This is a genomic window from Halomonas kalidii (genome assembly GCF_030010475.1).
Lineage (GTDB): Bacteria > Pseudomonadota > Gammaproteobacteria > Pseudomonadales > Halomonadaceae > Halomonas > Halomonas heilongjiangensis.
The window spans coordinates 563,946-586,532 of record NZ_JASCQN010000051.1 but is presented as its reverse complement, the minus strand read 5'-3'; the positions used below and the strand labels follow the sequence as shown (position 1 = coordinate 586,532).

The following is a 22,587-nucleotide window of genomic DNA, read 5'->3' as shown; positions in this document are numbered from 1 at the left end:
TCGCGGCGGAACGGGTCGCCCAGCTCGCGAGTGCACATGATCTCGAGGATGCAGGTCTTGCCCTCGGTCATCTGCAGGTCGATGGCCTTCCGCAGCGCCGGCCCCACGTCCTCGAGCCGGTCCACGGTGATGCCCTCGGCACCCATCGCCCGGCCGATCGCGGCGAAGCTCTGGTTGTCCAGCTCGCCGGCCACGAAGCGCCGGTTGTAGAACTCCACCTGGTTCTTCTTCTCCGCCCCCCACTGGCGGTTGTGGAACACCACCGCGGTCACCGGGATCTCGTGGCGCACCGCGGTCATGGTCTCCATCAGGCTCATGCCCCAGGCACCGTCGCCGGCGTAGGCGATCGCCGGCCGGTGCGGCGCCGCCACCTTGGCGCCGATGATGGTCGGCAGCGCATAGCCGCAGTTGCCGAAGCTCATCGGCGCAAAGAAGCTGCGCGGCTTGTCGAAGCGCAGGTAGCTGTGCGCCACGGCGTTGATGTTGCCGATGTCGGTGGAGACCATCACGTCCTCGGGCATCGCCTTCTCCAGCTCGCGCAGCACCTGACGCGGATGCAGGTACTCACCGCCGGAGAACGGCGTCTCGCCCTCGGCCTCGTCGATGGCGTCAAGGCTGAACGGGTCGGTCTCGTGGGTCCACTCGTCGAGCTCGCGCTCCCAGGCCGCCTTCTCGCTGGCGATCCGCTCGGCACGCTGGGCCTTGCTGGCATCGCAGGCCAGCGTACGGCCGGCCAGGCGCTCGGTGAGCGCCTCGGCGGCTTCCCTGGCGTCGCCGCAGATGCCCACCGCGATCTTCTTCACCAGCCCCAGCATCTTGTGGTCGGCGTCGATCTGGATGATCTTGGCGTCCTGCGGCCAGTAGTCCAGGCCGTGCTGCGGCAGGGTACCGAACGGCCCCAGCCGGGTGCCCAGCGCCACCACCACGTCGGCCCGGGCAATCAGCTTCATGCCCGCCTTGGAGCCCTGGTAGCCCAGCGGCCCGCACCACAGCGGGTGGCTGGCCGGGAAGGAGTCGTTGTGCTGGTAGCTGTTGACCACCGGCGCCCCCAGCCGCTCGGCCAGCGCCTGGCAGGCCTCGACGCCGTCGGCCATCACCACCCCACCGCCGGAGACGATCACCGGGAACTCGGCCTTGGCCAGCAGCTCGGCGGCCTCGTTGAGGGTTTTGGTACCGCCCGGGCCACGGTCGACTCGCGAGGGCTGGGGGATCTCGCACTCGATCTCGCCGTAGAAGTAGTCGCGCGGGATATTGAGCTGGGTCGGGCCCATCTCGGCCATCGCCCGGTCGAAGCAGCGGCCGGTGTACTCGGCCATGCGCGCCGGGTGGGTGACGTGGCCCTGGTACTTGGTGAACTCCTGGAACATCGGCAGCTGGTGGCACTCCTGGAAGCCGCCCAGGCCGATGCCGGTGGTGCCCGCCTCGGGGGTGACGATGACCACCGGGCTGTGCGCCCAGTAGGCCGCGGCGATGCCGGTCACGCAGTTGGAGATGCCCGGGCCGTTCTGGCCGATCACCGTGCCGTGGCGGCCCGAGACCCGCGCATAGCCGTCGGCCATGTGGGCGGCGCCCTGCTCGTGGACCACCGGGATCAGCCGGATGCCGGCCGGGGCGAAGATGTCCATGGCGTCCATGAACGCCGAGCCCATGATGCCGAACATGTCGGTCACGCCGTTGGCGACCAGGGTCTCGACGAAGGCCTCCGAGGGGGTCATGGTCTGCTTGCCCTGCACGACGCTGCGGGTGTCTTGGCTCTCTGGGGTGCTCATCGGGTCCTCCTCGGCGCGCCGCCGATTGATGTTTTTGTGGTACAAAAAGTTCCGAATAACGAAACCTGATCAGAATCTAACCATCAATCGGCTGCTCGTCAACGACAAATCTCATAAAACGGTACAAATTGATTTCTTTTCAAGAACACCTTACCTTGACAGCAAAGGGAGACAGCGCCATGACCAGTAGCAAACCCGAGATCACCAAGCTTGAAGGCGACACCCCCGCACAGCGCCTGCTGGCGCTGCTGGAAGTCATCGCCGAAAAGGATCAGTTCTTCACCCTGCAGAGCCTGGTCGAGGAGACCGGCCTGCCGAAGCCGACCCTGCATCGCATGCTGCAGCAGCTCGAGACGTCCGGCATGCTCCAGCGCGAAGCCGACAGCCGCCACTACAGCAAGGGCAGCCGGCTGCGTCGGCTGGCCGAGAACCTGCTGCTCAACGACACCGTGCACGGCGCCCGGCATGCGGTGCTGAGCCAGTTGGTCGACGAGGTCGGCGAAAGCTGCAATATCACGGCCCTCTCGGGCGGGGAGGTCCTCTATCTCGATCGTGTCGAGACGTCGGCCGCCCTGCGCTTCTACCTGCACCCGGGCTCCCGAGTTCCCGTGCACTGCTCGGCCAGCGGCAAGTTGTTCCTGGCCCAGATGGCCCCGGCGCAGCGCCGACGCCTGCTGGGACAGATCCCGCTCAAGGCGTTCACTCGCAACACCCTGACCGATATCGACGCCCTCGACGCCGAGATAGAGACCGTTCGCCAGAACGGCTTTGCCTTCGACGACGAGGAGTTCCTGCCTGGCCTGATCTGCATTGCCGTACTGGCCCCCGACCTTCGGGGAGGTAGGTCGAACCTGGGCATCGCCATTCAGGCCCCCATCATGCGCATGACACGCGACAAGGCCCTGCAATGCCTGCCGGCACTGCAGCGTGCCGCCAAGGCCATTGCCGCCATCGACCAGGACGCCATGCCGCAGGGAGATTCCCTGGCCAGCTCGGAATAGGCACGGCGGCTGGTCCCCGTTAGCGAATCGGAATATGCTCGGGCATGAAAGTCCCTTCGCTCACGAAGGCCTGGAATCAATACGGAGAACGAAATGGCCGGCTTGCTACCCGATGTCGACCCCGATGGACTGCTGGAATACTCGGTGGTCTACACCGACCGCTCCCTGAACCATATGTCGGCCCGCTTCCAGGGCGTGATGCGCGATATCTCCGCCACCCTGAAACGTGTCTACCATGCGCATAGTGCCGTGATCGTTCCGGGCAGCGGCACCTTCGCCATGGAGGCCGTGGCCCGCCAGTTCGCCACCGATCGCCGATGCCTGGTGATTCGCAACGGCTGGTTCAGCTATCGCTGGAGCCAGATCCTCGAGATGGGCCGTATCCCCGCGGATGCCGATGTCCTCAAGGCGCGCCGGCTCGACGAGAACGACCCGACCTCTCCCTTCGCCCCGCCGTCCATCGAGGACGTGATCGAGTCGATACACGCCGAGCAACCCGACGTGGTGTTCGGCGCCCATGTCGAGACCTCGTCCGGTATCCTGCTGCCCGACGACTATCTGCGCCGAATTGCCGATGCCATCCACGAGGAGGGCGGCCTCTTCGTGCTCGACTGCATCGCCTCCGGCACCCTCTGGGTCGACATGCAGGATCTCGGCGTCGACGTGCTGGTCAGCGCCCCCCAGAAGGGCTGGAGCGGCTCGCCCTGCTGCGGCATGGTGATGCTGTCGCACCTGGCCCGGGAGAGCATCGACTCCACGGCCAGTACCAGCTTCGCCTGCGACCTGAAGAAGTGGCTGTCGATCATGGAAACCTATGAGGGGGGCGGCCATGCCTACCATGCCACCCTGCCCACCGACGGCCTGGCCAGACTGCGCGACGTGATGGCCGAGATCGAGGCCTATGGCCTGGAAACGCTGCGAGAGGAACAACTGGCACTGGGCCAGGGCGTGCGCGCCATGCTCGCCGAGCATGGCCTCGCGAGCGTCGCCGCGCCGGGGTTCGAAGCCCCCGGCGTGGTGGTCAGCTACACCGACGACCCCGGGATCGTCGATCGCTTCGCCGAGGCCGGCGTTCAGGTCGCGACCGGTGTCCCGCTGATGTGCGACGAGGGCGACGACTTCCAGACCTTCCGCATCGGCCTGTTCGGCCTGGACAAGCTGCACCAGCGCGAACGCAGCCTGGCCAACCTCGAGAACGCCCTGCGACAGGCGCAAGCCCGCCAGGACTGAGGATACCGCGTGTCATCAACGCCAGCGGGGTGGCCGAATGGCCACCCCGCTGGCGTTGGCGAAGGTGTTCGGTGGCGCCTCAGAAGCTCGACATGCCCCGGGGCACGAAGCCCAGGTTGTTCTCCACCGCCTTGACACCGCTGGTGTTCTCGGCGGCGACCTGGACAGCCAGCTTCTCCTCCTGGTTCTCCACCAGGCCCCATAGCTGCACATTGCCTTCCGCGACGATCACGTTGATGCGATCGACCAGCACGCCGGTATTCTCGTCGACCTCCTTGAGAATGGCATCACGGATCTCCCGGTCGTCGGCGCTGACATCCAGGCCCGTGTCCGGTGCCGTGACCGAAAACCCGCGCAGCAGATTGGAGCGGCTGACGATCCCCACGAGCTTGCCGTCACGGACCACCGGCACCCGCTTGATCCGGTGTTTCTCGAGCAGGCTGGCGATGCGGTGCAGTGGCTCGTCCTCGCCGATGGTGACCGGCTTCGGGGTCATGATCTCGCCGGCCCTGCGGCCATGAGACTTGACGTACTCACCGGCACTGGAACCGGATATCAGCTTCAGCCACCACGACTTGTGCTCGATATCGTTCTCGACTCGACGCATCAGGTCGCCCTCGCTGACGATACCCAGCACTCGCTGGTCGGCATCGATCACCGGAACGGCACTGATGCCGTGCTCGAGCAGGAGGCTGGCGATCTCGCGCACCTCGGCATCCGCGGTCACGCTGATCACATTGGTGGTCATGACGTCGGCAGCTTGCATGTCGTTGTCTCCTGGAAACGGGATGCTGTGTCATCGACCGATCGACCCAGTCGCCGGCAACGACCGTCTGACACCGTTGCCTATTGTGCAGGATAGCAACGGCCGGGCGCCCTCGCCTTGATCCGGGACAGGGTCGGTACGCCGCCGTCAGGCGAGCAGGACCTCCGGCCCACCTCCGGCCGCCTGGCGAGCCTGCTGCAACCGGCGCCCCGCCTCCCCGTCGGTGATCACCACGTCGAAGTCATCAATCCCGGCGAAACGGGCAGGACGGATCATGCCGAGCTTGCTCTCGTCGGCCACCAGCAGGCGCTGCCCGGCGGTGGCGATGGCGGCCTGCTTGGGGGCCACCTCATGGAAATGGAAGCAGCTCACTCCCTTCTGCTCGTGAACACCCGCCGCCGAGAGGAAGGCGCGGTTGATGCCGAGACGGCGGATCGCCTCGGCGAGGCGGTCGCCACCGAACGACTGTGACGAGCCGTGGTAGAGCCCGCCGAGCAGCACCAGGCGCACCCCGGGCAGCATGCTCACCGCATTGGCCACATTGAGGGCGTAGGTCACCACGGTGAGCTCGCGGTGGGCCGTCAGGGACTCGACCAGCGGCATCAGGGTGGTGCCGCAATCGATGAACAGGGTGTCGCCCTCCTCGATGAAGGCGGCGGCCCGTTCGCAGAGTCGGCACTTGGCCGGGTAGTGGCTGACCTTCTGCTCGTCGAGGTCGTAGACCGGGGCGAAGCGTGGATGATCGGCCATCACCAGGCGCCCGCCGAAGAGGGTGATGGCCCCGTCGCTCGCCGCCACGTCGCGTCGAATGGTCATCTCCGAGACGCCACAGAGTCTCGCCGCCTCGGCGAGTCGCATGGTCCCGCCTCCGGCCAGCGCCTCCTGCAGGCGCGCCAGTCGCATGGCACTGCGGCCGTTCATCGGGCCTCCTCGTCTGTATCACGGCGATCGCCGCGGGTCTCCATGCTGATCGAGTGCCGGAAGAATTGCCATCGCGCTCGCCGCTCCTCGCCCCTTCGGGCGAGCCACTCAAAAGTTTGTTAGAAAAATAACATTATCTGTTATATTTTTCACTTTACACCCAACCCCACCCCCTTCGGGTGAAACCAACGACAACAGGTGCCCCATGACCCTCATCATGAGCCTGGTCGGGATGGCGACGCTGATCGTCATCGCCCTGCTCTTCTCGACCGACCGCAAGTCGATCCGCCTGCGTACCGTGGGTGGCGCCTTCGCCATCCAGGCCGGCATCGGCGCCTTCGTGCTCTATGTGCCCGCCGGCCAGGCGGTGCTCGCCACCGTCTCCGCGGCGGTCAGCCAGGTGGTCGCCTACGCCAACGACGGCATCGACTTCCTGTTCGGCGGCCTGGCCGACGTGGAAAACGTCGGCTTCGTGTTCGCCATCAAGGTCCTGCCGGTGATCGTCTTCTTCTCCTCGCTGACCGCCGTGCTCTACTACCTGGGCATCATGCAGTGGGTGATCCGCCTCCTCGGCGGTGCGCTGCAGAAGGCACTGGGCACCTCGCGCACCGAATCGCTCTCGGCCACCGCCAACATCTTCGTCGGCCAGACCGAGGCGCCGCTGGTAGTGCGTCCCTTCATCGCCCGCATGACCCCCTCGCAGCTGTTCGCGGTGATGTGCGGCGGCCTGGCCTCGGTGGCCGGCTCGGTGCTGGCCGGCTATGCGGCACTCGGCATCCCCATGGAGTACCTGGTGGCGGCCTCCTTCATGGCCGCCCCCGGCGGGCTGCTGTTCGCCAAGCTGATCATGCCCGAGACCCAGGCGCCCGAGGACAGCATCTCCGCGGCCGAGGCGCGCCTCGAGGAGGAGGAGGACCACCCCACCAACGTGCTCGACGCCGCCGCCGCCGGGGCCTCCTCCGGCCTGATGCTCGCCGCCAACGTCGGCGCCATGCTGATCGCCTTCATCGGCCTGATCGCCCTGATCAACGGCATCCTCGGCGGCATCGGCGGCTGGGTCGGCATGGAGTCGCTGAGCCTGGAGCTGATACTGGGCTGGCTGTTCGCGCCGCTGGCCTTCCTGCTCGGCGTGCCCTGGGAGGAGGCGACCCTGGCCGGCTCCTTCATCGGCCAGAAGCTGGTGGTCAACGAATTCGTGGCCTATATCAACCTGGCCCCCTACCTCGACGGCGACCAGCTCGTCGCCGCCACCGGCCAGGCGATGACGCCCCATACCATGGCGATCCTCTCCTTCGCCCTGTGCGGCTTCGCCAACCTGTCCTCCATCGCCATCCTGCTCGGCGGCCTGGGCAGCATCGCCCCCAGCCGCCGCCACGACATCGCCCGCTTCGGCCTCAAGGCGGTGCTGGCCGGCACCCTCTCCAATCTGATGTCGGCTACCCTCGCCGGCTTCTTCCTGGCCCTGGGGGCCATGGGATGAGGCCGAAACCCTATTGTCGAACGGGGTAACGCACGGAGAGCGACAGACCCGCCGCTCCCCCCAGACGCACGCCACTCACACTGCTTCAACGGTGACCGCATGACCGATCTGCAACAGACCGCACGCCAGGCCCTGGCGCTGATGGACCTCACCAGCCTCAACGACGACGACACCGACGAGCGCATCGAGTCGCTGTGTCGGCGCGTCAAGACGCCGGCCGGCACCCCGGCGGCGGTGTGCGTCTACCCCGCCTTCGTGACCTCCGCACGCCGCGCCCTCAAGGCCCACGGGCTGGAGGGCAGCGTCAAGGTGGCCACGGTCACCAACTTCCCCCACGGTGGGGACGACGTGATGGCCGCCACCCGGGCAACCCGCGAGGCCGTGGCCGCCGGCGCCGACGAGGTGGACGTGGTCTTCCCCTACCGTGCGCTGATGGCGGGCGACGAGGACGTGGGCCGCGAGCTGGTCGCCTGCTGCCACCAGGCCTGCGGCGAGGCCACCCTCAAGGTGATCCTGGAGACCGGCGAGCTCAAGGATCCCGCCCTGATCCGCCGCGCCGCCGAGCTGGCCATCGCCGGGGGGGCCGACTTCCTCAAGACCTCCACCGGCAAGGTGGCGATCAACGCCACCCTGGAGGCGGCCGAGCTCCTGCTCACCGTCATCCGGGATAGTGGGCGGGACATCGGCTTCAAGGCCGCCGGCGGCGTGCGCACCGTGGAAGACGCCCAGGCCTATCTGGCCCTCGCCGAACGGTTGATGGGAGCCGACTGGGTCACCCCGGCGCATTTCCGCTTCGGCGCCTCGGGCCTGCTCGACAGCCTGCTGGCGACACTGGGTATCGAGGAGGGCGGCACGGCGCCGTCGGGAGACTACTGATGCGCGCTCAAGCACTGCCCCAGGAGCTGATCCGCGCCAAGCGCGACGGTCAGGCGCTCGATGCCGAATCGATCCGGGCGCTGGTGGCCGGGATCAAGGACGGCAGCCTGGGCGACGCCCAGGTCGGCGCCCTGGCCATGGCGGTGTTCCTCAACGGCATGGAGGCGGACGAGACCGTGGTCCTGACCGAGGCGATCCGCGACTCCGGCGAGGTGCTCGACTGGACCGGGCTCGACCTGCCCGGCCCGGTGCTCGACAAGCACTCCACCGGCGGGGTCGGCGACCTGGTCTCGCTGGTGCTGGGGCCCTGGATCGCCGCCTGCGGCGGCTGCGTGCCGATGGTCTCCGGCCGCGGCCTGGGCCATACCGGCGGCACCCTGGACAAGCTCGAGTCGATTCCCGGCTACGACATCGCCCCCGACCGCGCCCGCTTCCGCGAGCTGATCCGCGAGGCGGGCGTAGCCATCATCGGCCAGACCGCCGACCTCGCCCCCGCCGACCGGCGCCTCTACGGCGTGCGCGACGTCACCGCCACGGTGGAGTCGCTGCCGCTGATCGTGTCGTCGATTCTCGGCAAGAAGCTCGCCTGCGGCCTCGACGCCCTGGTGATGGACGTCAAGGTCGGCAGCGGCGCCTTTATGCCCACGCCGGAGAAATCCCGGAAGCTCGCCGAAACGATCGCCGAGGTGGCGAGCAAGGCCGGCACGCCGACCACCGCCCTGCTCACCGACATGAGCCAGCCGCTGGCCCCCTGTGCCGGCAACGCCATCGAGATGCGCGAGGCGCTCGCCCTGCTGACCGGCGAGAAACGCGACGGCCGGCTGCTCGAGGTCACCCGCGCCCTGGCCGCCGAGCTGCTGGTGGCCGGCCGGCTGGCCGACTCCGTCGAGGAAGCACGCCGCCGGCTCGACACGACCCTCGCCTCGGGGGCCGCCACCGAGCGCTTCGCGCGCATGGTGGCGGGCCTGGGCGGGCCCAGCGACCTGCTCGAGCGGCGGGACCGCTACCTGGCCACGGCGCCGGTGACACGCGCCGTCTTCGCCGCACGCCCGGGCCGGGTGCAGCACATGGATACCCGCGCCCTGGGCCTGGCGGTAGTGGAACTCGGCGGCGGTCGCCGCCAGCCCGGCGATGCCATCGACCACTCGGTCGGCCTCACCAGGATCGCCGCCATCGGTGACCCGGTGGATGCCGAACACCCGCTGGCAATGGTCCACGCCCGCAGCGAGGACGCCGCCGAGCGCGCCGCCCGGCGGCTGCTCGCCGCCATCGCCGTGGGCGAAGGGCACGCCTCACCACCTACACTGATCCAGGACGTGATTCGTCGGGAGGCTCCATGACCCGTGCCATCGTGCTCGTGCTCGACTCCTTCGGCATCGGTAGCGCCCCGGACGCCGCCGACTTCGGCGACGCCGGCGCCGACACCCTGGGCCATATCGCCGAGGCCTGCGCCCGCGGCAACGCCGACGCGGCCGGCCGTCACGGCCCCTTGACGCTGCCCAACCTGGCCCGGCTGGGGCTGTTCCACGCCCACGCCGAGAGCACCGGCGCCTGGGCCGCGGGAGTCGAGCCTCCCGCCGGGGTCGCCGGCGCCTACGGCTACGCCCGGGAGGTCTCGTCGGGCAAGGACACCCCCTCCGGCCACTGGGAGATCGCCGGGGTGCCGGTGCGCTTCGCCTGGGGCTACTTCCTGGAGAAGGAGGCGAGCTTTCCGCCGGCGCTGCTCGAGGCGCTGGTCCACGAGGCCGGGCTGCCCGGCGTGCTCGGCGACTGCCACGCCTCGGGCACCGAGATCATCGCCCGGCTCGGCGAGGCGCACGTCGCCAGCGGCAAGCCCATCGTCTATACCTCGGCCGACTCGGTGTTCCAGATCGCCGCCCACGAGGAAGCCTTCGGCCTGGAGCGCCTCTACCGGGTCTGCGAGATCGCACGGGAGCTGCTCGAGCCCTACAACATCGGCCGGGTGATCGCGCGCCCCTTCACCGGCGAGCGCGCGGCCGACTTCGCCCGCACCGCCAATCGCCGCGACTACAGCGTCGAGCCGCCGTCGCCCACCGTGCTGCAGAGACTCCATGACGATGGCGGCGAGGTGATCGCCATCGGCAAGATCGCCGACATCTACGCCCACTGCGGCATCTCGCGCACGGTCAAGGCCAACGGTCACGATGCCTTGTTCGATGCCACCCTCGCAGCGCTGGCCGAGGCCGGCCCCCGCTCGCTGATCATGACCAACTTCGTCGACTTCGACATGGTCCACGGCCATCGCCGCGACGTGGCCGGCTACGCCACGGCGCTCGAGCACTTCGACGCCCGGCTGCCCGACCTGCTCGGGCGCCTGAGCGACGACGACCTGCTGATCCTGACCGCCGACCACGGCTGCGATCCCACCTGGTTCGGCACCGACCATACCCGGGAGCATGTGCCGGTGCTGGCGCTGGGCGCGGGGCTCGCCGCCGGCTCGCTGGGCGGCCGCGCGACCTTCGCCGACATCGGCCAGAGCCTGGCCAGCCACTTCGGCCTGCCACCCATGGCCGACGGCGAGAGCTTTCTCCCCACTTCGACTGGCACCGCATCCACAGGAGGCCACTGATGGCGACCCCCCATATCAACGCCGAACGCGGCGACTTCGCCGACACCGTGCTGATGCCTGGCGACCCGCTGCGGGCGAAGTACATCGCCGAGACCTTCCTCGACGCGCCACGCCTGGTCACCGACGTCCGCAACATGTTCGGCTACACCGGCCGTTACCAGGGCCGCGATATCTCGGTGATGGGCCACGGCATGGGCATCCCCTCTGCCTCCATCTATGCCAAGGAGCTGATCACCGATTACGGTGTCGAGCGGCTGATCCGGGTCGGCTCCTGCGGCGCCGTGCGCGACGACGTGGCGGTGCGCGACGTGGTGATTGGCCTCGGCGCCTGTACCGACTCGGGGGTCAACCGCACTCGCTTGCTGGGCCACGACTTCGCCGCCATCGCCGACTTCGAGCTGAGCCGCCACGCGGTGGACGCCGCCCGGGCCCTGGGCGTGGCGGTGAAGGTCGGCAACCTGTTCTCGGCGGACCTGTTCTACACCCCCCGGGGCGAGATCTTCGAGCTGTTGAAGCGCTACGGCATCGTCGGCGTGGAGATGGAGGCCGCCGGCCTCTACGGTGTCGCCGCCGAGTTCGGCGCCCGCGCCGCGACCATCTGCACCGTGTCGGACCATATCCTCAAGGGCGAATCGCTCGGCAGCCAAGAGCGCCAGACCACCTTCGACGAAATGATGGAGATCGCCCTGGAGAGCGTGCTGCGCGACGACCGGGAGCGCTCAGGAGGCGACCAATGAGCGACGCCACCGGGCAGACCCTCGACCCGGCGATCGTGGCCGAGCTGATCGCGGTGCGCGAGCGCGCCTACGCCCCCTACTCGCAGCATCCGGTGGGCGCACTGGTGGAGAGCGACAGCGGCACCCGCTACGCCGGCGCCAACGTGGAGGTAGCCCACTACAAGGGCCTGTGCGCCGAGGCCTCGGCCATCGCCGCCATGGTCAGCGCCGGCGAGCGACACCTGCGCGCGGTCTACGTGATCGGCCCCGGCGCGCACCTCTGCGCGCCCTGCGGCGACTGCCGCCAGCGCATCCGTGAATTCGCCGACGATGACACCCGCATCCATGTGGTCGACGCCGGGGGACGGCTGCTCAGGCGCTACCGCATGGACGAGCTGCTGCCCGATGCCTTCGGCCCGGAGAACCTCGCACCGGAGAACCTGCTGACACCCTGACGCACCTCACTCGCCGAAGCGCCGGCGCGGCGCCCGATCTCCGGCGTGGTGCCGAGCGGCTCGGCTACCCACTGCAGCGGCGCGGGCAGGGGCTCCAGCAGCGATGTCATGCGGTGCCTCCCTCCTCGTGCACCAGCTCGACATCGACGATCTTCGACCGGCTCATGACGATCTTCCAGCGCTGCAGCATCGGCTCCCCTTCGCCCTCCACCTCGCGGATCACCAGGTTGATCAGGTGGCGCTTCTCCACCGCCTCCCGGGACACCCGGCCCTCCTTGAGCCGATAGACGTGGTGCGAGCCCTTGTCCATCAGCCGGGTGAGCAGCGACAGATCGAGGCTCAGGGTCTCGCGGGTGCGGTCGTAACCGCTGAGAAAGCGGGTCGGCGACATCCGCGAACTGGCACGGTAGTGCAGCACCACCTCCTCGCGCTGGGCCACGTTGCGCTTGCGCACCCGCTTGACGTCGGCGTCGAGCCGGGTGAAGCGCTTGTAGTCGAACCACTCGAGCTCACGCCCCACCGGCGCGTTGCTCGAGGGGTCCAGGTACTGGCGGCGCCACTTGGGACGCCCCTTGCGCAGAAGCCGCCACAGGGTGACGCGCAGGTCGTCCTTGAACACCTCGCGCAGGGCATAGAGCACCGCCATCGCCAGCACCAGCAGCACCGTGATGTCGCCGAGGGCATCCCTTGCCTGGAGCAGCCCGAGGGAGACGAAGACCATCACCACCGCCGTGGCGAGCCCCTTGACCGCCTTCTCCTCGCCGCCGCCGAGCTCCTGATGGTGCTGCTTGAGGGTCACCGGGTACTCGATCAGGCGGCGCAGCAGGCGCATCTTGTTGGACATGCGCGTCGGGTCGCGGGTGACCCGCTCGGAGTTGTACTCGCAGGACTCGCGATGCTCGCTCTCGGCCCGACAGATCGCCAGCAACCGCTCGCGGATCTCCCGGTAGCCACTGCCCCGGGGCAGGTGGGCGACCAGCGCCAGCAGGCTCTGCTCGGTGAGCCAGGAGAGGTAGTTGTCGATGTTGGTGTAGTAGCGATGCAGGCTCTCGTCGCCGGGCTTCTGTCGGCGCAAGCGTCGCAGGATCCCCTGGGTGAGCTCGCAGAGTTCCTCCAGGCGCTCGTGCAGCGGCTCGGCGGGACTGCCCTCCCGGCGGTTATCCTCCTCCACCTCGCCGCCGTCGGCAGCCTCCCTGGCCCGGCCGCCGCGTCGCTGGGCACTCGCCTCCTCGCCCCGTTTCTCCGCCCGGCGCGCCTCGCGAGCGGTATCGAGCAGCGCCTGGGTGGAGCGCTCCAGCGCCACCACGTACTGGTAGGCGTAGAGGCTCAGGCCGAGGCGGTACTGGTTGGGGTCGAGCTTGCCGCGGTCGGCCAGGCGGCTCATCACCAGCGGCAGGTGATGGCGATCGCTGTAGTAGGTACGCTTGACGTGGATGGCGCCATGATAGAAGGCATCCTCGGAGATCACATGGGTGTTGAGCCCCAGCTCGCCGGGTACGAACAGGAAGAGGTCCAGCTTGTGGGAGGTCTCCTCCTGCAGCACGCGGGAGATCTTGAGGTGAAAGCTGTCCTTGCGCTCGACGGTGATCACTTCGCCGCTGCTCCTGGCCCGGGGCCACCCCGCGAAGTCGGGGTCATGCCATGACCTCCGATGGTACTGCGTGAGGCGGCGGACTTGCCAACGCTCCGCAGCGAGGCGACCATGGCCTACCCCCTTGATCTGCCAAGAACAACACCGAACTCCCGGAGCCAGGGAATGACCATTGCCCGCTTCTCGCCCTTCGAGCTGCTGCTGCTCAAGAGCCGCCACCAGGCCGATACCGCGGCGCTGCTGCTGCTCGCCTGGGTGCTGGCGAACCGCGGCCCGATCGGCGAACCGGAACGCTCGCGCCTGGCCGAGCTGACCGGCGGCTTTCGCCACGGCCACGCGCTGGCGCCGATCCTCGAGATCGCCGCCACCCAGGACCTGGGCGCCATCCAGCTGGCCGCCGAGGTGCTGCAGAAGGAGGTGCAGGGGGACCAGGCCGCCCCCTTCCTGCACCTGGCCATCGTCCTGGCAGGCGAGGACGGCAAGCCGTCGATGGCCAACCAGCATGTGTTGCGCTTTCTCGCCGACCTGCTCGGCGTCACCCCCGGCGAGTTCGCCCCGCTATATGCGGCGGTGACCGGCAAGGCCTTCGCCGCCCCGGACGACCCCAGCCGCAGCGGCTACTGGCAGGCCAAGGAGCATCACCGCCGTCAGCGGGAGCAGGCGTCGCAGCAGCAGGACAGCCAACACGACTCCCGGCATCGTTCCGAGCACGAGCGGCATAGCGGTGAGCAGGGGCAGTCCCGGCAGGGACGATACCGCCAGGAGCAGCATCGCCAGCGTGAACAGGGCGCGCACCAGGGGGCTGCGCCCGGCGATCGCACCCGCCGGGCCCTGGCGGTACTCGGCCTCGAGCCCGGCGCCAGCCGCGGCGAGATCCGCCGGGCCTACCGCCGCCTGGCCCAGACCCACCATCCCGACCGCTTCTTCAACGATGGCGAGGCGGTGATGGCCAGCGCCTCCCAACGCTTCCAGCGGATCCGCCGTGCCTACGACTACCTGATGCAGGTGAGCTGAGATGCGCGATCTCTACCAGCGGCTGGGTCTCGACCCCGGGGCCGGCGAGGCCGAGGTCACCCGTGCCATCGAGCGCTGCGAGCACACCGCCCTCAAGGCGGATGCCCGCACGGTGCTCGAGGTCGACTCCCGGCGCGAGGAGTACGATGCCCTGCACGTCACCCTGTCGGACATCGGTCGCCTGCGCGCCCGCCTCGGCCTCGCCCATGCCCCCTACTGGCGCGATGGCCCCGCCGACGATTTCTCGTTGCCGCCGGATACCCACGGCTCCCGCCACGACGAGCTGATGCAACGCCTGACCCGTGCCGCCCTGCTGCACAACCGCTGGCACCGCCTGCGTGGCCCCTGGTTCGCGGCCGGGCTGCTGGCGCTGGGCATCATGCTGGGTGTCGCACTGTGTCGCTGGCTGGGTTGAGCGCCACGCTGCGATCCAGCGCATCGGCCCGGAAGCAGGCATCGAGCACCGCCTGCAGTTCCGCCCCCCGGGCGAAGTCGGGCTGGTCGTTGACTCCACTGCGAATACCGTCGACGAAGCGTCGATAGATATTCGGCGTCGGCGGTGCCTCCACCGATGTCCAGCGCGCCTCGTGCACGTCGTCGCCGAAGCAGGTCAGCACCCGGTCCCGGGCGTCGTCGAGCACCACGCTGACCGCCCCCTTGTCGCCATAGACGGAGAGCTTCAACGAGTTGAGGTGCCCGGTGGCCCAGCGCGTGGCCTGGATGGTACCCAGCGCGCCACCGGCGAACTCGACGCGCATCAGGGCGCTGTCGTTGGCGTCGAGCACATAGTCGCCGATGCGGTTGTCCGGCGCCTTGTCGAAGCACTTGAGCCGGCAGTTGACGGCGGCGATGTCGCCCACCGGGAAGCTGGCGAAATCGAGGATATGCACCCCCACGTCGCCCAGCACGCCCTTGCTGCCGTGGCCCTCGGAGAGCCGCCACAACCACTGGCTGTCACGGTCCCACTGGCCCCAGGCGGTACTGACCAGCCAGCTCTGCAGGTAGCTGGCGTCGACATGCATCACCCGCCCGATCGCCCCGGAGGCGATCAGCTGCCGGGCGTGCTGGATCGCCGGGGCATCGCGGTAGCTGAGGTTGATCATGTTGATCACCCCGGCCTCGCGGGCCGCCTCGGCCATCTCCCGGGCGTCCGCCTCGTTGGTCGCCAGCGGCTTCTCGCAGAGGATGTGCTTGCCGGCGGCGATGGCGGCCAGCGAGGTGGCCTTGTGCACCCCGTCCGGGGTGACGTTGCTCACCGCCTGGATGTCGTCGCGTGCGAGCATCGCCGCGAGGTCGGCATAGGCCTCGGCGATGCCGTGCTCCGCGGCGAAGGCACGCGCCCTGTCGGCGTCGAGATCGCACACCGCCACGACCTCGACGCCGTCGAGCGCCGCGAAGTGCCTGGCGTGTTCGCCGGCCATGCTGCCGGCGCCGATGATCGCGAGCTTGATCATTAGCGGAATCCCTCCTCACCGGGCTTGTGCAGGCTCTCTCCCTTCACCTCCACCGGGTTCGGGGCCTGTTCCGGCGGCACGTTCGGGCAGCTGTCGATCCAGCGCGTGCCCTCGGGGCGCGCCCACTTCACGGCATTTCTCAGCACCAGGCGTACCTGGTCGTCGTAGTAGATCGGGTAGGTCTCATGGCCGGGGCTGAAGTAGAAGATCTTGCCGTTGCCGCGCTTGTAGGTGAGCCCCGAGCGAAACACCTCGCCGCCCTCGTAGGCGCTGATGAAGATCACCTCGTCGGGGTTGGGCACCGCGAAGGGTTCGCCGTACATCTCGGTGTGGGGCAGCTCGATGTAGTCACCGAGCCCCTGGACGATGGGATGGCCGGGATTGACCACCCACAGCCGCTCGCGCTCGCCCGCCTCGCGCCACTTCAGCGAGCAGGTGGTGCCCATCAGGCGCTTGAAGATCTTCGCGTAGTGGCCGGAGTGCAGCACCAGCAGGCCCATGCCCTGCAGCACTCGCGCCTGGACCCGGTCGACGATCTCGTCGCGCACCTCGCCATGGGCGGCGTGGCCCCACCACAGCAGCACGTCGGTGTTCTCCAGCACCTCCTCGGTGAGGCCATGCTCGGGCTCCTGGAGGGTGACCGCGCGGGCCTCGATCCCGGCGTCCTCGTTCAACGCATCGCTGATGCAGCGATGCATGCCATCGGGGTAGAGCCGAGCGACCACCTCATTGGTCTGTTCGTGCACGTTCTCCCCCCAGACGGTGACCTTGAGCGTCATCGTGTTTCTCCTGTCAGGGCTGCCCCTCGGGGCGATGTGTGGATGGTTTGATCAGTGCAGGCAGGAACAAAGTAAACGTTTACCATGCGAGAGTAAACGTTTACTCAAACGACTTTCGTCGCATATCGATACCATCAGGAGAGCGCGAGGAACGGCATGCGGGGGCGAACGCAGACAACAGGGCGAGAGCCGCGACCGACGGGTGTGGATCAGCCGGTCCGGCGGCGAATCAGCGTCACCGGCAAGTCGATGTGCCGGGGCCTGGCACCGGCGATGGCCTCGCCCAGCAGCCCCACGGCCTCGGCGGCGATGCGACCGATGTCCTGGCGCACCGTGGTCAGCTCTGCGGCCAGGGTCGGCAGGTCGTCGAAGCCGGTCACCGCGACCTCCTCGGGCACCCGGATCTCCCGATCCTCGAGCGCCGTCAGGCAGCCGCGGGCGAATTCGTCGTTCTCGCAGACCAGGCCATCGAGCGGCGGCGGCGCCTCCTCCAGGAAACGGCCGAGATGGCGATAGGCGGTCAGGGCGGGATCGTAGCTGAACGGCACGCCGACGAGGCATTCGGGCAGCCCGGCCTCTTCGAGCGCCTGCCGGTACCCCTGCAGGCGGTGCCGGTCGTCACCGAGTCCATCGCCGACATAGGCGATGTGCCGGCGTCCCTGCTCGATCAGGTGCCGGGTCGCCAGATAGATGCCGTGACGGTCGTCCGGGGCCACCGAGAAGCCGTCGCCGGGTGGACCGATGCGCACGAAGGGAATGCGCTGCGCGGCGAGGAACTCGGGGCGCTCGTCTCCCGGGAAGTCGCCCAGCAGGATGGCCGATCCCGCCCGCTCGGGCAGGGTCGGCGTCTGGTCGCAGGCGAAGAAGATCGGCACCATGCCCTGGTGATACAAGGCCAGGGTCAGGTGCTGGTAGAGCAGGATGTAGTAGGGGCGTAGCTCGATGTCCTGGCGCCCCAGGGAGATGCCGACCACCGCGCTCTTGCCACCGATCAGCGCCCGGGCGGCGGCGCTGGGCCGGTAGTGGATGTCGCGGCTGATCTGCAGGATATGCGCGCGCAGCGCCTCACTGATGCCGGGCTTGCCGTTCAGCGCCCGGCTCACCGAGGCGATGGAGACCCCCGCCGCCTTGGCGATCTCGCGAATGGTGGCGCCCTTGGTCGGGCGTTCCGCCGCTGTCTCGTCTCTGCTCATCGCCCCGCTCCGCCGCTGTGACGGAGTGCGATCCGCCGATATCTCGTGAAACCCGGGCCCGATTGTGCCCAAAGTCGCCGGGACGTGCATCCACACCGTGCTGCCGACTTCTCTCGGGAACTACGCCGGATCCGGTGAGCCCCCCCGGGCGCTGGTGTCGCCTTCGGGGTCGGCCACGCCGGCCTCGCCGGGGCGGCGGCCACTGGCGTCATGGTCGTCCCCCTCGGGTTCCGACCCGTCCGGGCGCCCGCTACCGCCGCCCTCCATGCGGACGCTGAGCCGCGGGATGCCGAGGTCGAGCCCCTGCGCCTCCATGCGCTGCTTGAGCAGCAGGTTGAAGGCACGGGCCACGTCCCACTGCATCACCGGGGCGGTGCGCAACCGCATGCGCAGGACGGCGCCGCCCTCGTCGAAGCGCTCGATCCCCTGCAGCTCCAGCGGCGACCAGATATGGTGGCGCATCATCGGGTCCTGGCGCAGCTCGTCGGCCACTTCCCGCACCAGGGCGATGACATCGTCGACCCGCATGCCGTGGGGCACGCGGACCCGCATCAGGGCGATGCCGAACTGCCGCGACATGTTGTGGATCGACTGGATCTGGCTGAAGGTGATGATGTGCACGATGCCGTCCAGATCGCGCAGCCGCACGGTCCGCAGGGTCAGCCCCTCGACGCTGCCCACGTGGCCGTTGATCTCGACGAAGTCGTCGATGGCCAGGGAATCCTCGATGAGGATGAAGATGCCGGTGATCAGGTCCTGCACCAGGGTCTGGGCACCGAAGCCGAGGGCCAGGCCGATCACCCCGGCACCGGCCAGCAGCGGGGTGACGTTGACGCCCAGGTTGGCCAGGCCGACGATGGCGGCGATGATCACGATGGTGGCGAAGATCACGTTGCGGATCATCGGCGTGATGGTCTGGGCACGGGCCTGGTTGACCCGCCGCCCGCGGGAGCGCGCCGAGGAGACCAGCGCCCGCTGGATGGCGGTGTCGGCGAAGATCCACGCCAGCCAGGCCAGCAGCACGGTGAAGCCGATTCCCAGCAACGCCTGCCCGATGCGAGCGCTGGCCACCCCCTGCTGACCGAGCCCGATCAGCGAACCGCCCCATACCTGCAGCGACAGCTCGGCGAAGGCGATCCATGCCAGTACATGGGAGAGCGCGTAGCCGAAGCGCTCGAGCCGCTTGCGGTACTCGCTGACGCGACGCCGACGCACGGCGCGCTCTGACTGGCGCCGCAACAGCCCGGTCACCACCAGGGTCAGCACCAGCAGCGCCGCGGTGATGATCGAGCGGGCCAGGGCCGTGCCCACATCGCCCACGGTGACGAAGATCGCCACCAGGGACGCGCCCACCATCAACAGCGCCGGCACGTGCCAGAGCCCGCCCACGACCCGGATCACCTCGGCCGAGCCGCCGCTGTCACGCCGCTGGCGGTAGGGGCGGTTGCGGATCAGGTGCTTGATCGGCCGCTTGAACTTGAGGATGAAGCGCCCGCTGAGCAACGCCGCCAGCACATTGGCCAGCACCGACATCAGGCCGGCCAGTTCGCCGCCGAGCAAGGCCACCAGCCGCGACGAGTTGAAGGCATCGCCGAGGGCGATCAGCGCACCGATCATGAACAGCCGGCGCAGGCCCTGCTGCTGGAGGATCTGCACGGCGACGAAGCGGTGGCCACGGGTGAACACCGAGATCACCGTCTCCACCACCACCGAGAGGGTGCGCCCGCATAGCGCCACATAGGCCACCACCAGCACCATGGCACGGCCGGGACTGGCCGGTACCAGTTGGGCGATGCCGAGCACCAGGGCGAAGGCCAGCGCCCAGGGCAGCATGCGGCGCAGGAAGTGCACCGCCAGCAACCGGGCGCGGGGCTCCCGGGGCAGGTCGAGCGGCCAGCCCCGGCGCTGCGCCAGCAATCGGCCCAGGGCAATCAGGATCACCAGCAGCCCGACCCAGATGCCCAGCAGCACCGCCCCCTCGATCGCGAAACGCACCAGCTCGGCGTTGCCGGTCCCGCCGACCAGCGCACCGAGCGCCTGCCAGCCCTGCTCGAGCTGCTCCCCCCAATGATCCAGCGGCGAGTCCCCCGCCTCGGCCTGCTCGCCCAGGTCGCTGATGGTCTCGGCCAGGGCGCCGAGCAGCCCCTGGCGCGAAGGTCCACCGTCCTGCTCGTCGGCCTCGCCGTGGGCCGCCTGCAGGTCGCGCAGGCTCTCCAGCAGCTCGCCGCGGCGCTGCTCGTCCTCCAGGGTGGCGATCACCCGCTCCAGGGACGCCTGGAAGGCCGCGGGGTCGTGTGCCTCGCTCGACTCCTCGCCCTCCAGCAACCCGGGCAACCCCACCTGCTGTGCCTGAACCGGCAGTGCCAGGCACAGCATCGCCAGCACCAGCAGCCACCACGGCAGCCATCGCGCCGCCAGCGCGGAGCATGGGGAAGGCATCGGGCCGGTCGGCGGGCTGGGCAACATCTGGTCTCCGTCTCGGTCGTGGCAGTCTCCATGGGGCTCGCATGAATCCCGCGAGCAATATGATAGGCTCCGCAAGAACCCCTCATGTCACGCACAGGATGCCGTCATGACGCCGATACCGCCACCCGAGCCCCGCAATGCCGCAGGCGAGATCCGGCGTGTCGGCGTGGAGATCGAGTTCGCCGGCCTGCCACCACGGGAAACGGCCGAGCTGGTCCGGGGACTGTTCGGTGGCGAGATAGTGACGGTCAGCGCTCATCGCCTCAAGGTCCACCGGACCCGTTGGGGCGACTTCATCATCGAGCTCGATACCCAGTACGCCCATCCCGACGACGAGGTGCTCAGCACCGGACCGAAGGACGACACCGAATGGGAGCGCCAGCGCCACCAGATGCGTGTCGACTTCCACACCCGCACCCGGGAGCTGATCGGCGACGTGGTCACCGGCCTGGTGCCGACCGAAATCATCTGTCCGCCGGTCCCCTGGGACGAGCTCGACCAGCTCGACGCGCTGTTCAGGGCGCTGCAGGGCCAAGGGGCCAAGGGCACCGATGCCAGCCTGCTCTACGGCTTCGGCCTGCACCTCAACCCGGAGGCGCCGAGCCTGGACGTGGCTGCGGTCCTCGCCCACCTGCGCGCCTTCCTGCTGACCGCCGAATGGCTGCGCGAGCAGATCGACATCGACATCACCCGGGAAGTGCTGCCCCATGCCAATCCCTTTCCCAAGCCCTATGCCCTCAAGGTGCTCGCCCCGAACTATGCCCCGGACGTCGACACCCTGATCGGCGACTACCTGGAGTACAACCCGACGCGCAACCGCGAGCTGGACATGTTCCCGCTGTTCGCCTGCCTGCGACAGGACTACCCCCACCCGCTGTTCACCCACCGCCTGGTCAAGCCGCGCCCGACCTTTCACTATCGTCTCCCCAATGCCCAGCTCTCCGAGCCCGGCTGGGGCTCGGTGGTGGAGTGGAACCGCTGGGTGGAGGTCGAGAAGCTGGCCGCCGATCCGCAGCAACTGGCCGAGCGGGCCACCGCCTACGTGATCAAGCACACCCGGTCGCCGATACTCCGCTGGCTGCAGAAGCTGCGTGGCTGGATGGGGGCCACGTGAGCCGCGACCTCCCGTCTCGCCCACTGATCGGCATCACCACCTCCGACGACAAGAGCCAGATCGCCTGGCTCTTCGACTGGTTCGCGGTGTGGCGCCACGGCGGCCACCCCCTGCGCCTGTCGCCCTCGCGCCCCTGGCCGGGGCACCTCGATGGCCTGATCGTGGGGGGTGGCGATGATATCCAGGCCCACCTCTACGGCGGGGAGGTGCAGCTCGACGTGCGGGTCGACCCCCAGCGCGACGAACTGGAACTCGAGCTGCTCGAGAGTTTCATTCCGCGGAACACCCCGGTGCTCGGCATCTGCCGCGGCGCCCAGTTGATCAACGTCCACCTGGGCGGCACCCTGGACCCGGACATCTACACCACCCACGAAGGGCTCAAGCGCCGGCGCACCGTGCTGCCGCGCAAGACCGTGGACATCGTCGGCGACAGCCGGCTGCACCGCGTCCTCGGCGTGAGCTGGTGCCGCATCAACAGCCTGCACCACCAGGCGGTGCAGCGGGCCGGGCGCGGTATCGAGATCGTCGCCCGTGACCGCGACGGCCTGGTCCAGGGCATCGAGTCCCGCGATCACGACTTCCTGATCGGCGTGCAGTGGCATCCGGAGTGGCTGGTCTTCAATCGGCCCCAGCAGCGGCTGATCCGCGCCCTGGTCGAGGCCGCCGGCCGCCACCGCGAGACATGACGACGGCCACCGCAAGGGTGGCCGTCGGGGAGTTACCGCGAGGTTCGCCGTGTCAGCTCTCGAGGCTCGCCTCCAGGGTGATCTCGGCATTGAGCAGCTTCGACACTGGACAGCCGCCCTTGGCCTTCTCGGCCGCCTCCTCGAAGGCGGCCCGGTCGGCGCCGGGCATCCGCACCCGGGTCTCCAGGTGCACGGCGGTGATGCTGAAGCCGTCGTCGCCCTGGTCCAGGGATACCGTCGCCCGGGTATCGATGCTCTCCGCCTCCATCCCGGCCTCGCCCAGGATCAGCGACAGCGCCATGGAGAAGCAGCTGGCGTGGGCGGCGCCGATCAGCTCCTCGGGGTTGGTACCGGCCTCGCCCTCGAAGCGCTGCCGGAAGTCGTAGGGGGTCTCCTCGAGTACCCCGCTCTCGGTGGACACCGTGCCCTTGCCGTTCTTCAGGCCGCCCTGCCAGCGGGCGGATGCCGTCTTCTTGATGCTCATGA

Annotated in this window: 21 protein-coding genes; 12 read left to right on the top strand and 9 right to left on the bottom strand. The window is 68.8% G+C overall.

What is annotated here, in order from left to right:
* The coding region (xsc, locus tag QLQ85_RS19290) for a sulfoacetaldehyde acetyltransferase (RefSeq protein ID WP_282737744.1) at nucleotides 1-1,769 on the bottom strand (1,769 nt) is incomplete at its 3' end.
* A gap of 179 nt (nucleotides 1,770-1,948) precedes the next feature.
* Here xsc and QLQ85_RS19285 point away from each other — a divergent pair.
* Both QLQ85_RS19285 and QLQ85_RS19280 read left to right on the top strand, forming a co-directional pair.
* Nucleotides 1,949-2,770, top strand: a complete 822-nt coding sequence (locus tag QLQ85_RS19285) for an IclR family transcriptional regulator (protein WP_282740477.1) — start codon at nucleotides 1,949-1,951, stop codon at nucleotides 2,768-2,770.
* A gap of 93 nt (nucleotides 2,771-2,863) precedes the next feature.
* Nucleotides 2,864-4,000 (top strand): aminotransferase class V-fold PLP-dependent enzyme, encoded by a 1,137-nt coding sequence (locus QLQ85_RS19280; RefSeq protein ID WP_282740476.1) that lies wholly within the window; start codon nucleotides 2,864-2,866, stop codon nucleotides 3,998-4,000.
* Between the two features lie 79 nt (nucleotides 4,001-4,079).
* Here the strand turns inward: QLQ85_RS19280 and QLQ85_RS19275 are convergent, their stop codons facing one another.
* Both QLQ85_RS19275 and QLQ85_RS19270 read right to left on the bottom strand, forming a co-directional pair.
* Complete coding sequence (locus QLQ85_RS19275; RefSeq protein ID WP_282740475.1) at nucleotides 4,080-4,766, bottom strand: CBS domain-containing protein; 687 nt, start codon at nucleotides 4,764-4,766, stop codon at nucleotides 4,080-4,082.
* Nucleotides 4,767-4,913: 147 nt separating this feature from the next.
* A complete protein-coding gene (locus QLQ85_RS19270) occupies nucleotides 4,914-5,687 on the bottom strand; it encodes a DeoR/GlpR family DNA-binding transcription regulator (RefSeq protein ID WP_282740474.1) in 774 nt (257 codons plus the stop codon).
* Nucleotides 5,688-5,892: 205 nt separating this feature from the next.
* Between QLQ85_RS19270 and QLQ85_RS19265 the strand changes: the two genes are divergently transcribed.
* The 6 genes from QLQ85_RS19265 (at nucleotide 5,893) to cdd (ending at nucleotide 11,804) form a co-directional block, all read left to right on the top strand.
* On the top strand, nucleotides 5,893-7,167 hold the full coding sequence (locus QLQ85_RS19265; protein WP_282740473.1) for a NupC/NupG family nucleoside CNT transporter: 1,275 nt from the start codon (nucleotides 5,893-5,895) through the stop codon (nucleotides 7,165-7,167).
* Between the two features lie 99 nt (nucleotides 7,168-7,266).
* Complete coding sequence (gene deoC, locus QLQ85_RS19260; protein WP_282740472.1) at nucleotides 7,267-8,043, top strand: deoxyribose-phosphate aldolase; 777 nt, start codon at nucleotides 7,267-7,269, stop codon at nucleotides 8,041-8,043.
* A complete protein-coding gene (gene deoA, locus QLQ85_RS19255) occupies nucleotides 8,043-9,383 on the top strand; it encodes a thymidine phosphorylase (RefSeq protein WP_282740471.1) in 1,341 nt (446 codons plus the stop codon). The genes deoC and deoA overlap by 1 nt, the downstream gene beginning before the upstream one ends.
* On the top strand, nucleotides 9,380-10,633 hold the full coding sequence (locus tag QLQ85_RS19250) for a phosphopentomutase (protein ID WP_282740470.1): 1,254 nt from the start codon (nucleotides 9,380-9,382) through the stop codon (nucleotides 10,631-10,633). The genes deoA and QLQ85_RS19250 overlap by 4 nt, the downstream gene beginning before the upstream one ends.
* Nucleotides 10,633-11,370: a purine-nucleoside phosphorylase gene (deoD, locus tag QLQ85_RS19245; RefSeq protein WP_282740469.1), complete on the top strand. Its 738-nt coding sequence runs from the start codon at nucleotides 10,633-10,635 to the stop codon at nucleotides 11,368-11,370. Before QLQ85_RS19250 ends, deoD begins: the two co-directional genes overlap by 1 nt.
* Nucleotides 11,367-11,804, top strand: coding sequence for a cytidine deaminase (gene cdd, locus QLQ85_RS19240; protein ID WP_282740468.1), 438 nt, complete (start codon nucleotides 11,367-11,369; stop codon nucleotides 11,802-11,804). The genes deoD and cdd overlap by 4 nt, the downstream gene beginning before the upstream one ends.
* A gap of 106 nt (nucleotides 11,805-11,910) precedes the next feature.
* Here the strand turns inward: cdd and QLQ85_RS19235 are convergent, their stop codons facing one another.
* Nucleotides 11,911-13,395: a hypothetical protein gene (locus QLQ85_RS19235; protein ID WP_282740467.1), complete on the bottom strand. Its 1,485-nt coding sequence runs from the start codon at nucleotides 13,393-13,395 to the stop codon at nucleotides 11,911-11,913.
* 165 nt (nucleotides 13,396-13,560) lie between these two features.
* On the opposite strand from QLQ85_RS19235, the gene QLQ85_RS19230 reads away from it, so the two are divergent.
* Both QLQ85_RS19230 and QLQ85_RS19225 read left to right on the top strand, forming a co-directional pair.
* Nucleotides 13,561-14,409, top strand: a complete 849-nt coding sequence (locus QLQ85_RS19230) for a J domain-containing protein (protein ID WP_282740466.1) — start codon at nucleotides 13,561-13,563, stop codon at nucleotides 14,407-14,409.
* A 1-nt stretch (nucleotide 14,410) separates the two neighbouring features.
* Nucleotides 14,411-14,824: a hypothetical protein gene (locus QLQ85_RS19225; RefSeq protein ID WP_282740465.1), complete on the top strand. Its 414-nt coding sequence runs from the start codon at nucleotides 14,411-14,413 to the stop codon at nucleotides 14,822-14,824.
* On the opposite strand, the gene QLQ85_RS19220 is transcribed toward QLQ85_RS19225, so the two are convergent.
* The 4 genes from QLQ85_RS19220 to QLQ85_RS19205 all read right to left on the bottom strand — a co-directional run bounded on the left by QLQ85_RS19220 (nucleotide 14,787) and on the right by QLQ85_RS19205 (nucleotide 20,274).
* Nucleotides 14,787-15,863 carry a Gfo/Idh/MocA family protein gene (locus QLQ85_RS19220; protein ID WP_282740464.1) on the bottom strand — a complete coding sequence of 359 codons (1,077 nt, stop codon included), beginning with the start codon at nucleotides 15,861-15,863 and terminating at the stop codon, nucleotides 14,787-14,789. The two genes, QLQ85_RS19225 and QLQ85_RS19220, sit on opposite strands and share 38 nt — an antisense overlap.
* A complete protein-coding gene (locus QLQ85_RS19215) occupies nucleotides 15,863-16,642 on the bottom strand; it encodes a ThuA domain-containing protein (protein ID WP_282721215.1) in 780 nt (259 codons plus the stop codon). The genes QLQ85_RS19220 and QLQ85_RS19215 overlap by 1 nt, the downstream gene beginning before the upstream one ends.
* Nucleotides 16,643-16,851: 209 nt before the next feature.
* Nucleotides 16,852-17,835 carry a LacI family DNA-binding transcriptional regulator gene (locus QLQ85_RS19210; protein ID WP_282740463.1) on the bottom strand — a complete coding sequence of 328 codons (984 nt, stop codon included), beginning with the start codon at nucleotides 17,833-17,835 and terminating at the stop codon, nucleotides 16,852-16,854.
* Nucleotides 17,836-17,955: 120 nt separating this feature from the next.
* Nucleotides 17,956-20,274 (bottom strand): mechanosensitive ion channel domain-containing protein, encoded by a 2,319-nt coding sequence (locus QLQ85_RS19205; protein WP_407650418.1) that lies wholly within the window; start codon nucleotides 20,272-20,274, stop codon nucleotides 17,956-17,958.
* 133 nt (nucleotides 20,275-20,407) lie between these two features.
* Between QLQ85_RS19205 and QLQ85_RS19200 the strand changes: the two genes are divergently transcribed.
* A complete protein-coding gene (locus QLQ85_RS19200; RefSeq protein WP_282740462.1) occupies nucleotides 20,408-21,415 on the top strand; it encodes an amidoligase family protein in 1,008 nt (335 codons plus the stop codon).
* Complete coding sequence (locus tag QLQ85_RS19195) at nucleotides 21,412-22,101, top strand: gamma-glutamyl-gamma-aminobutyrate hydrolase family protein (protein ID WP_282740461.1); 690 nt, start codon at nucleotides 21,412-21,414, stop codon at nucleotides 22,099-22,101. The genes QLQ85_RS19200 and QLQ85_RS19195 overlap by 4 nt, the downstream gene beginning before the upstream one ends.
* A gap of 52 nt (nucleotides 22,102-22,153) precedes the next feature.
* On the opposite strand, the gene QLQ85_RS19190 is transcribed toward QLQ85_RS19195, so the two are convergent.
* Complete coding sequence (locus QLQ85_RS19190; protein WP_282740460.1) at nucleotides 22,154-22,585, bottom strand: OsmC family protein; 432 nt, start codon at nucleotides 22,583-22,585, stop codon at nucleotides 22,154-22,156.
* Nucleotides 22,586-22,587 lie beyond the last annotated feature (2 nt).

Coding starts and splice junctions, on each gene's coding strand:
- QLQ85_RS19270 (WP_282740474.1), bottom strand. CDS start 5,687: ATGAACGGCCGCAGTGCCATGCGACTGGCGCGCCTGCAGGAGGCGCTG.
- deoA (WP_282740471.1), top strand. CDS start 8,043: ATGCGCGCTCAAGCACTGCCCCAGGAGCTGATCCGCGCCAAGCGCGAC.
- QLQ85_RS19285 (WP_282740477.1), top strand. CDS start 1,949: ATGACCAGTAGCAAACCCGAGATCACCAAGCTTGAAGGCGACACCCCC.
- QLQ85_RS19275 (WP_282740475.1), bottom strand. CDS start 4,766: ATGCAAGCTGCCGACGTCATGACCACCAATGTGATCAGCGTGACCGCG.
- QLQ85_RS19190 (WP_282740460.1), bottom strand. CDS start 22,585: ATGAGCATCAAGAAGACGGCATCCGCCCGCTGGCAGGGCGGCCTGAAG.
- QLQ85_RS19200 (WP_282740462.1), top strand. CDS start 20,408: ATGACGCCGATACCGCCACCCGAGCCCCGCAATGCCGCAGGCGAGATC.
- deoC (WP_282740472.1), top strand. CDS start 7,267: ATGACCGATCTGCAACAGACCGCACGCCAGGCCCTGGCGCTGATGGAC.
- QLQ85_RS19210 (WP_282740463.1), bottom strand. CDS start 17,835: ATGAGCAGAGACGAGACAGCGGCGGAACGCCCGACCAAGGGCGCCACC.
- QLQ85_RS19225 (WP_282740465.1), top strand. CDS start 14,411: ATGCGCGATCTCTACCAGCGGCTGGGTCTCGACCCCGGGGCCGGCGAG.
- QLQ85_RS19205 (WP_407650418.1), bottom strand. CDS start 20,274: ATGCCTTCCCCATGCTCCGCGCTGGCGGCGCGATGGCTGCCGTGGTGG.
- cdd (WP_282740468.1), top strand. CDS start 11,367: ATGAGCGACGCCACCGGGCAGACCCTCGACCCGGCGATCGTGGCCGAG.
- deoD (WP_282740469.1), top strand. CDS start 10,633: ATGGCGACCCCCCATATCAACGCCGAACGCGGCGACTTCGCCGACACC.
- QLQ85_RS19220 (WP_282740464.1), bottom strand. CDS start 15,863: ATGATCAAGCTCGCGATCATCGGCGCCGGCAGCATGGCCGGCGAACAC.
- QLQ85_RS19280 (WP_282740476.1), top strand. CDS start 2,864: ATGGCCGGCTTGCTACCCGATGTCGACCCCGATGGACTGCTGGAATAC.
- QLQ85_RS19265 (WP_282740473.1), top strand. CDS start 5,893: ATGACCCTCATCATGAGCCTGGTCGGGATGGCGACGCTGATCGTCATC.
- QLQ85_RS19215 (WP_282721215.1), bottom strand. CDS start 16,642: ATGACGCTCAAGGTCACCGTCTGGGGGGAGAACGTGCACGAACAGACC.
- QLQ85_RS19230 (WP_282740466.1), top strand. CDS start 13,561: ATGACCATTGCCCGCTTCTCGCCCTTCGAGCTGCTGCTGCTCAAGAGC.
- QLQ85_RS19250 (WP_282740470.1), top strand. CDS start 9,380: ATGACCCGTGCCATCGTGCTCGTGCTCGACTCCTTCGGCATCGGTAGC.